The organism is Methylobacterium sp. NPDC097929 (assembly GCF_049543375.1).
GTDB lineage: Bacteria > Pseudomonadota > Alphaproteobacteria > Rhizobiales > Beijerinckiaceae > Methylobacterium.
In genome coordinates this window covers 1,249,743-1,262,457 of the sequence record NZ_JBMVEP010000001.1, presented here as the reverse complement: position 1 = coordinate 1,262,457, position 12,715 = coordinate 1,249,743, and the positions used below count along the sequence as shown (strand labels likewise).

At 72.4% G+C, this 12,715-nt stretch carries 10 protein-coding genes; 5 read left to right on the top strand and 5 right to left on the bottom strand.

All coding sequences use genetic code 11. The features are described from left to right. Window positions 1-13 precede the first annotated feature (13 nt). The 5 genes from ACPCJR_RS05985 to ACPCJR_RS05965 all read left to right on the top strand — a co-directional run bounded on the left by ACPCJR_RS05985 (window position 14) and on the right by ACPCJR_RS05965 (window position 6,002). Window positions 14-310, top strand: coding sequence for a sarcosine oxidase subunit delta (locus ACPCJR_RS05985; protein ID WP_391511503.1), 297 nt, complete (start codon window positions 14-16; stop codon window positions 308-310). A 1-nt stretch (window position 311) separates the two neighbouring features. Next, complete coding sequence (locus tag ACPCJR_RS05980) at window positions 312-3,299, top strand: sarcosine oxidase subunit alpha family protein (protein WP_391511505.1); 2,988 nt, start codon at window positions 312-314, stop codon at window positions 3,297-3,299. Next, window positions 3,292-3,882 (top strand): sarcosine oxidase subunit gamma, encoded by a 591-nt coding sequence (locus tag ACPCJR_RS05975; RefSeq protein WP_391511506.1) that lies wholly within the window; start codon window positions 3,292-3,294, stop codon window positions 3,880-3,882. The genes ACPCJR_RS05980 and ACPCJR_RS05975 overlap by 8 nt, the downstream gene beginning before the upstream one ends. Before the next feature lie 132 nt (window positions 3,883-4,014). Next, complete coding sequence (locus ACPCJR_RS05970) at window positions 4,015-5,376, top strand: L-serine ammonia-lyase (RefSeq protein ID WP_391511507.1); 1,362 nt, start codon at window positions 4,015-4,017, stop codon at window positions 5,374-5,376. A 371-nt stretch (window positions 5,377-5,747) separates the two neighbouring features. Then, window positions 5,748-6,002: a DUF1127 domain-containing protein gene (locus ACPCJR_RS05965; RefSeq protein ID WP_391516795.1), complete on the top strand. Its 255-nt coding sequence runs from the start codon at window positions 5,748-5,750 to the stop codon at window positions 6,000-6,002. A gap of 6 nt (window positions 6,003-6,008) precedes the next feature. Here ACPCJR_RS05965 and ACPCJR_RS05960 read toward each other — a convergent pair whose 3' ends face one another. The 5 genes from ACPCJR_RS05960 to ACPCJR_RS05940 all read right to left on the bottom strand — a co-directional run bounded on the left by ACPCJR_RS05960 (window position 6,009) and on the right by ACPCJR_RS05940 (window position 12,699). After that, window positions 6,009-6,518, bottom strand: a complete 510-nt coding sequence (locus ACPCJR_RS05960) for a prolyl-tRNA synthetase associated domain-containing protein (RefSeq protein WP_391511508.1) — start codon at window positions 6,516-6,518, stop codon at window positions 6,009-6,011. A 14-nt stretch (window positions 6,519-6,532) separates the two neighbouring features. Then, entirely contained in the window at window positions 6,533-7,324 is a 792-nt protein-coding gene (locus ACPCJR_RS05955; protein ID WP_391511509.1) for an electron transfer flavoprotein subunit beta, read from the bottom strand. Beyond that, window positions 7,321-8,556, bottom strand: a complete 1,236-nt coding sequence (locus ACPCJR_RS05950; protein ID WP_391511510.1) for an electron transfer flavoprotein subunit alpha/FixB family protein — start codon at window positions 8,554-8,556, stop codon at window positions 7,321-7,323. Before ACPCJR_RS05950 ends, ACPCJR_RS05955 begins: the two co-directional genes overlap by 4 nt. Further along, a complete protein-coding gene (locus tag ACPCJR_RS05945; protein WP_391511511.1) occupies window positions 8,553-10,451 on the bottom strand; it encodes a DUF3483 domain-containing protein in 1,899 nt (632 codons plus the stop codon). Before ACPCJR_RS05945 ends, ACPCJR_RS05950 begins: the two co-directional genes overlap by 4 nt. 205 nt (window positions 10,452-10,656) lie before the next feature. Next, complete coding sequence (locus tag ACPCJR_RS05940; protein ID WP_391511512.1) at window positions 10,657-12,699, bottom strand: FAD-dependent oxidoreductase; 2,043 nt, start codon at window positions 12,697-12,699, stop codon at window positions 10,657-10,659. Window positions 12,700-12,715: the final 16 nt, after the last annotated feature.

Genomic DNA, 12,715 nt, shown 5'->3' with positions numbered 1-12,715 from the left:
CGGAGCCCAATCCATGCTGCTGATCGACTGCCCCCATTGCGGCAAACGGCCCGAGACCGAGTTCCGGTGCGGCGGCCAAGCCCATATCGCGCGGCCCACCGACCCGATGAGCGTCGATGACGGCGCCTGGAGCGAGCACCTGTTCGTGCGCGCCAACCCCAAGGGCGTGCATGCCGAGCGCTGGTGCCACATCCACGGCTGCGGACGCTGGTTCAACGCGCTGCGCGACACGATCAGCGACCGCTTCATCGAGACCTATCCGATGGGCGCAAAACCCACTTCCGCAACCCCGAGCGAGACGAGGGCGTGAGATGGCACAGCCGTTCAGATTGTCCCGCGGCGGACGCGTCGACCGCAGCCGCCCCATCGTCTTCGAATTCAACGGCAAGCCGGTCCACGGCTACGCCGGCGACACCGTCGCCTCGGCGCTGCTGGCCAACGGCATCCATCTCGTCGGGCGCTCATTCAAGTATCACCGGCCCCGCGGCATCCTGAGCCACGGCCCCGACGAGCCGAGCGCGCTGCTCTCGGTCGATCGCGGGCCCGGCCGGATCGACCCGAACAACCGCGCCTCGGTGGTCGAGGCCCGCTCGGGTCTGCGCACGACCTCGCAGAACCACTGGCCCTCGCTCGACTTCGACGTCGGCGCGGTCAACGATCTCTTGTCGCCGGTCTTCGTGGCGGGCTTCTACTACAAGACCTTCATGTGGCCCCGGAAGTTCTGGGATCGGGTCTACGAGCCCTTCATCCGCGCCGCCGCCGGTCTCGGCAAGGCCCCGACCCAGGCCGATCCCGACCGCTACGCCAACCGTCACGCCCATTGCGACGTGCTGATCGTCGGCGCCGGCCCGGCGGGTCTCGCCGCCGCGCTCGCCGCGGCGCGCACCGGCAAGCGGGTGATCCTCGCCGACGAGGGCGCGGAGCCCGGCGGCACGCTCCTGCACGACACGACCTCTGAGATCGACGGACGCTCCACGGCGACCTGGCTCGAAGAGACGCTGGCCGAACTCGACGCCTGCGAGAACGTGATCCTGCTCTCCCGCACCACCGCCTTCGGCTACTACAACCACAACCACGTGGCGATGACCGAGCGCGTCACCGACCACCTCACCTCCGCCGCGGGCCAGGCGCCCCGCGAGCGCCTGTGGCAGGTGCGCGCCGAGCAGGTGGTGCTCGCCGGCGGCTCGCACGAGCGCCCGCTCGTCTTCGCCGACAACGACCGGCCGGGCATCCTGCTCGCCGAGAGCGTGCGGGTCTTCCTCAACCGCTACGGCGTGGCGCCGGGCCGCCGGCTCGTCTTCGCCACCAGCGGCGCCTCCGCCTACCGGGCCGCGCTCGATGCGCGGGCCGCCGGCCTCGACGTCACCCTCGTCGATCTGCGCCTGGAAGCGGATTGCGGCCCGGAGCTGGCGCAACTGCGCGCTGCCGGGGCCGAAGTGTTGACCGGCCACACCGTGGTCGGGTCGAAGGGCCGAAAGCGCGTCACGGGTCTCATCGTGGCGCCTGTCGGGAGCGACGGCCGGTGCGGCGGCCGTCGCATTCTCGCTTGCGACTGCGTCGGCATGTCCGGCGGCTGGACGCCCGCCGTGCACCTGTTCTCGCAGTCCCGCGGCAAGCTCCGCTACGACGATGCCATCGACGCCTTCGTGCCGAACCTCTCGGCTCAAGGAGAGCGCTCGGCGGGTGCCGCCCGCGGCACCTACGACCTCGCCGCCTGCCTCGCCGACGGCTTTGCCGCCGGCGCCGCTGCGGCGGGCTCGGACGCGCGGCAGGACTTCAAGGCGACGGCGACGCTGACCGGTTTCCAGCCAGTGCGGATCATGCCGACGGATGCCGACCCGACCAAGGTCCGCGCCTTCGTCGACTACCAGAACGACGTCACCGCCAAGGACATCAAGCTCGCGGTGCGCGAGGGCTTCCAGTCGATCGAGCACGTCAAGCGCTACACCACGACGGGCATGGCGACCGACCAGGGCAAGACCTCGAACATGAACGCGCTCGGCATCGTCGCCGGGCAGCTCGACAAGGCCCTGCCGGCGGTCGGCACCACCACCTTCCGGCCGCCCTACACGCCGGTGACCTTCGGCGCGCTGGTGGGCCCCGCCCGCCACGCGCTGTTCGATCCGATCCGCACCACGCCGATCCACGAATGGGCCGAGGCCCACGGCGCCCTGTTCGAGAACGTGGCCCTGTGGCGGCGTGCTTGGTACTTCCCGAAGGCCGGCGAGGACCTGCACGCCGCGGTGGCCCGCGAGTGCCGGGCGGTGCGCGAGGGGGTCGGCATCTTCGACGCCTCGACGCTGGGCAAGATCGAGATCGTCGGTCGCGATGCGGCCGAGTTCATGAACCGCCTCTACATCAACCCCTGGACCAAGCTCGCTCCCGGGCGCTGCCGCTACGGGCTGATGCTGAAGGAGGACGGCTACATCCTCGACGACGGCGTCGTCGCTCGCGTCTCGGACGAATGCTTCCACGTCACCACCACCACGGGCGGTGCGGCGCGCGTGCTCGGCCACATGGAGGACTACCTCCAGACCGAGTGGCCGGAACTCGAGGTGTTCCTGACCTCGACCACCGAGCAATGGGCGGTGATCGCGCTCCAGGGCCCGAAGGCCCGGGCCGTGATCGCGCCCTTGGTCGATGGCATCGACCTGTCGCCGGAAGCCTTCCCGCACATGGCGATGCGCACGGGCACGATCTGCGGCGTGCCGACCCGGCTGTTCCGGGTGTCGTTCACCGGTGAACTCGGCTTCGAGATCAACGTGCCCGCCGACCACGCCCGCGCGGTCTGGGAGGCGGTGTTCGAGGCGGGCCGGGCCCACGGCATCACGCCCTACGGCACCGAGACGATGCACGTGCTGCGCGCCGAGAAGGGCTACATCATCGTCGGCCAGGAGACCGACGGCACGGTGACCCCGGACGATGTCGGCATGGCCGGGATGATCCCGAAGGCCAAGGGGGACTTCGTCGGCAAGCGCTCCCTGGCGCGCCCCGACGTGGTCGCCTCGGGCCGCAAGCAGCTCGTCGGCCTGATGACCGACGATCCCAAACTCGTGCTCGACGAGGGCGCGCAGATCGTCGCCGACACGGGCCAGCCGATCCCGATGCGCATGCTCGGCCACGTCACGTCGAGCTACTGGAGCGCCAATTGCGGCCGCTCCATCGCGCTGGCCCTGGTCGAGGGCGGGCGCGCGCGGATGGGGGGCCATCTCCACGTCACCACGCCGGACGGGTTCACCCGCGTCACCGTCTGCGAACCGGTCTTCTTCGACGTCCAGGGGGAGCGCATCAATGCTTGAGACCCGCTACCGCGCCGCCCGCGCCCTGCCGCTCGGCGCCCTGCCCCGCCCCGCCGCCTCCGGTTCGGGCGTGTCGGTCCGGCCCGCGGGCGCCGAGGCGCGCTTCTCCCTGCGGGCGCGGCTCGGTGCCGGCCCCGCGCCGAAGGTCGGTGGGCTCGCGCTCGACGCGCCGATCAACACCGTCGGCACCAACGGCGAGGTCTGGCTCGCCCGGCTCGGGCCCGACGAGTGGCTCGTCGGCGGTTCCGAGGCCGATGCCGACCTGCTCCAGGGCCGCATCCACGAGGCGCTCGCCGGGCTGCCGCACTCCCTGGTCGACGTCTCGCACCGCAATGTCGGCATCGACGTCGCGGGGGCGCAGGCGGCGGCCGTCCTCAATGCCGGCTGCCCGCTCGACCTGTCCGAGACGGCCTTCCCGCCGGGCAGCGCCACCCGCACCCTGCTCGGCAAGTCCGAGATCGTGCTGATCCGGGCGAGCACTGCGCCGCTCTACCGCGTCGAGTGCTGGCGCTCCTTCTCGACCTACGTCCACGGCTTCCTCAACGAGGCCGTCTTCGGGGTCGAAGGATCCGCCGCGCATTGATGCGGGCCGGCGGCGAGCCCATCTCGTCGCCGATGGCCCCCGCGCGGCCCCGGCACCCTGTCTGACGCGCGCTTCCCCCGAACTTGCATCTGCGTGAGGGCGAGGCGCCTTTTTGAGAGAGCAACGGACCCGATGATCAGCACCTTCGATCTGTTCAAGATCGGGATCGGTCCGTCGAGCTCCCACACCGTCGGGCCGATGGTCGCCGCGCGCCGGTTCCGCGAGACGCTGCTCGCCCGCGGCGGCGTCGCCCGGGTGAGCGCCGAAATCTACGGCTCGCTCGCCTGGACCGGCCGCGGCCACGGCACCGACACGGCGATCCTGCTCGGGCTCATGGGCCACGCGCCCGCCACCATCGATCCCGACCGGACCGCGCCGCTCGCCGACGAACTGCGCCGCACCGGCGATCTCGGCATTCCGGGCGTCCATTTCGAGCCCGAGCGCGATCTCGTCTTCAACTTCAAGGACATCCTGCCGCTGCACACCAACGGCATGCGCTTTCGCGCCTACGATGCCGGGGATGCGCTCCTCGAAGATCAGATCTTCTACTCGGTCGGCGGCGGCTTCGTCGTCACCGCGGCGGAGGCCGAGGCGGCGTCCACCGGGGATGCGGGGGCGGAGCCGCCCCCGCTCGCCTTCGGTAGCGGGCGCGAACTCCTCGACCTGACGCTGCGCACCGGGCTGACGATCCCGCAGATCCAGCTCGCCAACGAGTTGACCCTGCGCCCGCGCGAAGCCATCGACGCCGGCCTCGACGCGATCCGCGACGCGATGTTCGCCTGCATCGAGCGCGGCCTGCGCATGGACGGCGAGTTGCCCGGCGGCCTGCGGGTGCGGCGGCGCGCCAAGCGGCTCTACGAGTCGCTGGAGGCGACGAAACTCGCCAACAGCCGCCCGGCCCACGAGATCATGGACTGGATCAGCCTCTACGCGCTGGCCGTCAACGAGGAGAACGCCTCGGGCGGCCGGGTGGTGACGGCGCCGACCAACGGCGCGGCCGGCATCGTGCCGGCGGTTTTGCGCTACACCCGCGACTTCTGCCCCGATTGGAGCGACGAGCGCGGGCGCGAGTTCCTGCTCACCGCCGCCGCCATCGGCGGGCTGATCAAGGCCCGCGCCTCGATCTCGGGGGCGGAGGTCGGCTGCCAGGGCGAGGTCGGCTCGGCCGCCGCCATGGCCGCGGCGGGGCTGACCGCCGCGCTCGGCGGCTCGGCCTTCCAGATCGAGAACGCCGCCGAGATCGCCATGGAGCACCATCTCGGCATGACCTGCGACCCGATCGCCGGCCTCGTCCAGGTGCCCTGCATCGAGCGCAACGCCTTCGGCGCCAACAAGGCGGTGGTGGCGGCCTCGCTGTCGCTGCGCGGCGACGGCCAGCACCGGGTGAGCCTCGACGAGGTGATCGAGACCATGCGCCAGACCGGCCACGACATGCAGGCCAAGTACAAGGAAACCTCGCTCGGGGGGCTCGCCGTCAACGTCGCCGCCTGCTGAGGCCCCGCGCCCCGGGTGGGAAGCCGGCACGCGTCGGAGAGGCTCGCGCCGAGCCTCTCCGCTGCACGAAGCGCCGATCGGACCCGTGCCGGCCCTTTCCCGATCACACCGGCACGCCACCGATCCCGCAACCCCTCTTCCGGCCCCGGAAGAGGGGTTTTTCGCATGGCTTCCGGTCTCCGGCCGGTGCGGCTCGCCGCCGGCAACACGCGCTTGAGCCAGCCGCTTCATGCAAAATAAGTGAGCAACTCGCTAAATTTCGGGCTTTCTTGCTCAATGCATGCGCATGGAGCAAGTCTGCTCTCAAGCTTCCGCGCTCCTCCGACGACAGAAGAAGGATCATATGAGTTCAGACGCGGGCCGTCCTCGTCATGATCAACGACGGCGCGATCGAGGCTCATCTCATGTTCGGCAAGGTTTTCGAAAGTGTTCGCGCCCAGCTCCGCGCTCGGGCGAACGAAGAGGCTCTGATGGACCTCAGCGATGCGGCTCTGGCCGATATCGGTCTGAGCCGGGCCGCGCTGCCGGGTCTGCGCTCCCGCATCGAGCCGGCCCCGGTCGAGGCGAAGGCCAGCGAGCCGCTGTTCATGGCCTTCGCCTTCCCGATGGCCCTTCAGCGCGCCTGAGGACCGTCAGGCTGCCGCGCTCTCCGGCAGGGCGACGGTGGCGGGCTCATGCCCCTCGGCCCGCAGAACCGCCACGAGGTCGGCCGGAACGAGCGAGAGGGTGCGCGTGCTGACGAGCGGGTGGATGTTGATCCGCGTCGCCTCCAGCAGGCTGTCCTGAAGGAACACCCGCACGCTGCCCGGCGCGGCGTTGAGCGCCGCGAGCGGCGATACGGCCCCGCTCTCGACGCCGAGGATCTCGCGCAGGGCATCCGGGCTCGCGAAGGACAGGCCGCCGCGCGCGCCGAGCACGGCGCGGAACGCCTTCAGATCGACCCTGGCGTCGTGCCGGAGCGTGAGGAGGAAGTAGGTCTTCTTCCCGTCGCGCAGGAACAGGTTCTTGGTGTGGGCGCCGGCGATGTCGCCGCAGATCGCCATCATCGCCTCGACGGTGAGGACGGCTTCGTGCTCGGTGAGCTTGTAGGCGATGCCGCGCTCGCGCAGCCGGGTCAGCAGGTCGTCCGGGCTCAGGGGCATGGGGGCCGTCCTTCTCAGGGCTTCGGTTGTGCGGCTCCGGCCGCAGCCAGCACGCCGATCTGCCGGAGATAGGCCAGGATTTCCCGGGCGGCCTCCTCGGGATCGGGCTGGATCAGGAGCCGGCCGCTCGCGGCCGAGCCGCCCTCGCCGGTGGCCGCCTTCAGCCGCTCCGCCGCCGAGCCGCCCGCGGGCGCGCCCTTCACGATCTTCGGCCGGCGGCGATAGGGCCGCTCCTCGACCGCGACGGCGGGAGACGCGATCGCGGCCGGCGCTGCGGCGAGCGTCGCGACGCTGCCGCGGCGAGCCCGGCCGAAGGCGTAGGCCAGCGGGGCGGGCGCGTCCGGGTGGCAGGTGACGACGACCGGCCCGCGCACCGAAACCCGGCGCAGGGCGCCGCGCCCGAGGCTCTGATCGAGGCGCAGGCTCCCGTCAGCCTCGCGCGCCGCCGCGACCACGTCGGGCACCAGGGGTATCGCGAGGGCGCGGGCGAGCGCGTAGGGCACGAGGCCGCTCTCCTCGCCGCCCTGGCTGCGCCGCCCGGCCAGGATCAGGTCGGGGGCGGTCTCGGCGAGCCGCGCGGCGAGTGCCGGCACCGGGTCGTCGCCGGCCGCGGTCCCGACATGCTCGATGCGGGCCAGCCCCTGGCCCAAAGCCTCGGCGAGGGCGGCGGCATCCGGCCCGGCATGCAGGCCGACGGCCTCGCCGAGCCCGGCGGCCATCCGGATCGCCTGCGCCTCGACCCGCGGCAGAACGGGCGCCCCGGAGACGGGATGCAGCCCGGCGGAGAGAAGGACCGCGATTCTCATGGCGCCGTCCCCTCCCCGGCGGGCTTCTCGGCCGTCTCTTCGGCAAGCAGCCGCAGCAGGGCCGGCATCACGGCCTGGGCGTCCTGCACCACGGCCAAGCCCGCCCGCTCGATCATCGCCGCGTGCAGATCGGTGTTGACCGCCACCACGTGCTCGCAGCCGGCCACACCCTGGAGATGCTGCGGCGCCCCGGAGATGCCGAGCGCGAAGTAGCAGGTCGCCGCGAGCACCGTGCCCGAGGCGCCGACCTGGGCGTGGCGCGGCATCAGCCCGGCATCGCACAGCACGCGGCTGGCGCCCGGCGTCGCGTGAAGCGCGCTCACCACCTGGCGGAAGGTGTCGAGATCGGAAAGACCGTTGCCGGCCGCCACCACGAATTCGGCGAGCGCGAGCGGCACGGTCGCGGGGTCGGCCGGGATACGCGTGGCCGAGAGGATGCTTTTGGCAGGTTCCGTCGGCGCAGAACCCTCGAAGAGCACGGCGCGCGCCTCCCGCGGAGGGCCGGCATAGTCGGCCACCGCATCCGGCGCCACGGTGGCGAGGCGGGGCGGGGCCAGACTCTGTTCGACCCGGCGCCCCCGGGCCGGGCGGACGAGACCCTTGGCGGCCACCGCCTCGGCATTGGTGAACAGCGCCTCTCCCAGCCCCACCGCGACGCGGCGGGCGAGATCGCCCCCGTCGAGCGATTCCGGGAACAGGACGTGGCGCGCCCCGAGATCCGCGAGCGCGGCCTCGATGCGGGCGGCGCGGGCCGCCGGGTCGTAGCCCTCTGCGGGCTCGAGCCGGAGCATCCGGTCGGCGCCCGCGGCACCAAGACCCTCGCACACCCCTTCCACGATGACCGCGACGGCGCCCTCGCGTCCGGCGAGCGCGCGCGCCGCACCGAGCACCTGCCGGTCGTGGCCCGAGAGGCGGCCGCCGGGGGCGTCCGGCACCACCGCGACGAGGAAGGCGGGCGCCTCGACGACGAGCGTCTTCGGCGCCTCGGCCGCGGGCGCGGTCCGGGGTGCGGCGGTGACGGCCTCGCCGACGGGGCGGCTGATCTGGCTGAGGTCGTAGCGCGCCCGCGCAAGGCCCCCGATGCGCTGCGCCTCGCGCTCGGCCCGCGGGTCGCGGCGGGGCCGGCCGGACCCGGCCGCGCGGCGGGTGCGGTCGTAGCGCGGGCGGGGGCCCTCGCCGGCCAGGAAGTGGGCCGCCCGCTCGGCCCGCGGGTCGCGGCGCGGGCGGCTCATCGGCCCGCCTCCACCGCCTGGAGCAGGAGTTCGGCCACGTCGCGGATCTCCGCCTTGCGGCCGGTGACGCCCTCCAGCATCGCCGTGCAGGAGGGGCAGGCCACCGCCACGATGCCGGCCCCCGTCTCGGCGGCCTGGGCCATGCGGATGTCGGGGATGCGGCGCTCGCCCGGCACGTCGCTCACCGGCGCGCCGCCGCCGCCGCCGCAGCACATCGCCCGGCGCCCGGACCGGGTCATCTCGCTTCGGGTGACGCCGATCGCGTCGAGCACCGCGCGGGGCGCCTCGGTCTCCCCGTTGTAGCGGGCGAGGTAGCAGGGGTCGTGATAGGTCACCGAGAGGTCGGGCAGGCGACCGGGTGTCAGCTTGCCCGCCCGGATCAGCTCCAGCAGGAGGGCGGTGTGGTGCACGACCGTGTAGCGCCCACCGAGCGCCGGGTACTCGTTGCGCAGCGCGTGCAGCGCGTGCGGGTCGGCGGTGACGATCCGCGCGAAGCGGTACTTCGCCAGCGTCGCGATGTTCTCCCGCGCCAGCGCCTGGAAGGTCGCCTCGTCGCCGAGCCGGCGGGCGAGATCGCCGGTGTCGCGCTCCTCCGCCCCCAGCACCGCGAAATCGACGCCCGCCTCGCGCAGGAGCCGCACGAGGGCGCGGAGCGAGCGGCCGTAGCGCAGGTCGTAGGCGCCCTCGCCGAGCCAGAGCAGGACATCGACCCCGCCCCGATCGGCGATGCGCGGCAGCTCGACGCCGGCGGCGAAATCGGTGCGGGCGCTCAGCGGGCGCCCGCCGGGATCGCCGGACTGACGCAGCTCCGTCACCGGGACGACGGCCTTCTCGGGCAGCGCCCCGCGCTCCAGCGTCTCGTGCCGGCGTAAGGAGACCACGGCATCGACGTGCTCGATCATCATCGGGCATTCCTCGACGCAGGCGCGGCAGGTGGTGCAGGACCACAACGTGTCGGGGTGGATGCGCGCATCCGGCCCGATCAGCCGGGCCAAAGCCCCGCGCTCGCCTTGCCCCGCCCGGCCGCCGGGATAGGGATTGCCGGCATAGGCCGGCTCGGCCGGAGAGAGACCGGCGACGAGATCCTGAATGAGTTTTTTGGGGTTCAGCGGCTGGCCGGCGGCGAAGGCCGGGCAGGCGGTCTCGCAGCGCCCGCAGCTGACGCAGGCGTCGTAGGAGAGAAGCCGGTTCCAGGTGAAGTCGGCGGGCATCTCCGAGCCGAGCCGGGGCGCGTCGAGGTCGAGGGGCTGGAGCGCGGTGTCGGGGCGGCCCTCGAACCGGCCGGGCCGGGGATGGGCGACGAGGTGGAGCGCGCCGGCCGCGGCGTGGCGCATCGGGCCGTGGCGCACCTCGAAGGCAAGGCCGAGGCCGCCCGCCGCGGCGAGCGCCAGCGCGACGGAGCCGAACAGGCCGCCGCCGCCGAGCGCGAGGATGAGCGCGGTGATCGTCCCGCCGACGGCGTAGGCGACGAGCAGGAAGGGCAGGATCTGGAAGCGGCCGGAGGAGAGGCGCTTCTGCTTCTGCGGGTAGCGCCGGGCGCCCACCAGCAGCGAGCCGATTGCGGTCACGCCGAAGGCCAGCGCCACGAGGAACCAGTAGGGCCGGAAACCGGCCAGCGGCGGCAGGATCGCCAGCGCGGTGAGGATCGAGGCCGCGAGCAGGCCGCCGGCCACGACCGCGTGCATGCGCGAGGCGTAAGGATCGCGCGCCACGACGTGGTGGACATCGACGAGGTAGCGCCGGGGCAGCTTGGCGAGGCCGTCGAGCCACGCCACGGGGGCTGCCGCCCCGACCCGCCACAGCGCGGCGCGGCGCAGGCCCTGGACGAGGGCGAGCGCCGCCATCAGCCAGACGAGGCCGGGAAACACCGTGGTCAGGGGCATGAGGCTGGTCATGACGGTGGGCCTGGTTCATCGCCGCGAAAAACCCTCCCCCTCTGCGGGGGAGGATGCCTGCGGAGCAGGCGGGAGAGGGGAGCGACGGTGCCGCTTGGCCGCGCGCGCCGCGAACGCTCTGGAAACGTCGCTCCCCTCTCCCGACCCCCTTCGGGGGCCACCCTCCCCCGCGGAGAGGGGAGGGAAGCGCGGTGCGGTCAGGGCCTCAGATGTCCTTGCACAGCCTCAAGGCGTCGTAGATCGCCGCGTGGATGTTGCGGCCGGCCACCGCGTCGCCGATGCGGTAGAGCGCGTAGCCCTTCGACAGGTCGTAGGGCTGCGGCTCGCCGCGGATCAGCGCGTCCTGGTCGGTCTGGCCCCGGTTGACGGAGGTCGCCTTCAAGCCGTGGTAGAGCGCATCGACGGGCAGCGTGCCGTGATCGACGACGATGCGGTCGACGAGGCGCTCCTCCTCGGCGTCGGTCATGGTGTTGCGCAGAGCCGCGACGAAGCGGTTGCCCTCCGGATAGATCTCGATCAGCTCCATGTTCGGCGTCATCACCACGCCGAGCTTGTACAGTTCGCGCAGGTGGATCGGCTGGTTGGTAGTGCCGACCTCCTCCGCGACCATGCGGTCGTGGGTGGCGATCTCCACGAGGCAGCCGCGCTTGGCCAGTTGCTCGGCCACCGACGCGGCGTTGTGCCCGCCCATCTCGTCGTAGAGCAGGACCGAGCCGGTGGGCTCGACCGCGCCGGTCAGCACCTCCGCGGTCGTCACCGCGTGCTGCGCGGCGCCCTTGGCGTGGCCGCGGAACGGCGTGCCGCCGGTGGCGACGATGACGACATCGGGCTTCTCGGCGCGGATCGCGGCCTCGGTCGCCTCGGTGTTGAGGCGCAGATCGACGCCGAGCTTGGTCACCTGGGCCACCAGCCAGCGGGTGATGCCCGACATCGCCTCGCGCCAGCCGGCTTTCGCCGCGATGCCGATCTGGCCACCGGCTTGCCCGCTCTTCTCGAACAGCACCACCGCGTGGCCCCGCTCGGCGCAGACGCGGGCCGCCTCCAGGCCGCCGGGGCCGGCGCCGATCACCACGACCCGGCGGCGCACATCCGCCCTGCGGATCTCGTGCGGCATGGTCGCCTCGCGGCCGGTGGCGGCGTTCTGGATGCAGAGCGCGTCGCCGCCGACATAGATCCGGTCGATGCAGTAGCCGGCACCGACGCATTGCCGGATGTCGTCGGCCCGGCCCTCGGAGAGCTTCTTCACGAGATGCGGGTCGGCGATGTGGGCGCGGGTCATCGCCACCATGTCGACATGCCCTTCCGCGACCGCACGCGCCGCGGTGGCGAGATCGGTGACGCGCTGGGCGTGGAACACCGGCACGTCGACCTCGCGCTTGATCGCGCTCGGCAGGAACAGGAACGGCGCCACGGGGAAGGACATGTTCGGCAGCGAGATCGCGTGGGCGATGTGGTCGCGCGCTTGCCCCCCGAGGATGTTGAGGAAGTCCACGAGCCCGCGCCGGGCGTACTCGCTGGCGATCGTCAGGCAATCCTCCTGGCTGAGGCCGTCGGCGATCATCTCGTCGCCGGACATGCGGATGCCGATGACGTAGTCGTCGCCCGCTTCCGCCCGCATCGCCTCCAGCACCTCGATGCCGAAGCGCATCCGGTTCTCCAGGCTGCCGCCATACTTGTCGGTGCGCTGGTTGACGCTGGGCGACCAGAACTGGTCGATCAGGTGGCCGTGGGCGGCCGAGACCTCGCAGCCGTCGAGCCCGCCCTCGCGGCAGCGGCGCGCGGCCTGAGCAAAGCTCTTGACGATCCGGGCGATGTCCTCCGCCTCGATCTCCTTCGGAACCGTGCGGGAAGCGGGCTCGCGCCGGGGCGAGGGCGAGACGGTGGGGAGCCAGTGCTCGGTGTCCCACTTGGTGCGCCGGCCCATATGGGTGAGCTGAATCATCAGCTTGCCGCCGTGGGCGTGCACCCGGTCGGAGAATTGCTGGAAGAACGGGATCACCGAATCGTCGGCGACCGAGATCTGGTTCCAGGGCGCGGCGGGGCTGTCGACGGCCACCGACGACGAGCCGCCGAACATGGTCAGCCCGATGCCGCCCTTGGCCTTCTCGGCGTGGTAGAGCTGGTAGCGCTCCTGGGGCTTGCCGTCCCGGCCGTAGCCGGGGGCGTGGCTCGTGGACATCACCCGGTTGCGGATGGTGAGGCCCTTGATGGTGAGCGGCTTCAGCAGCGCGTCGGCATTGGCGATCACGGGACGACTCCCGAAG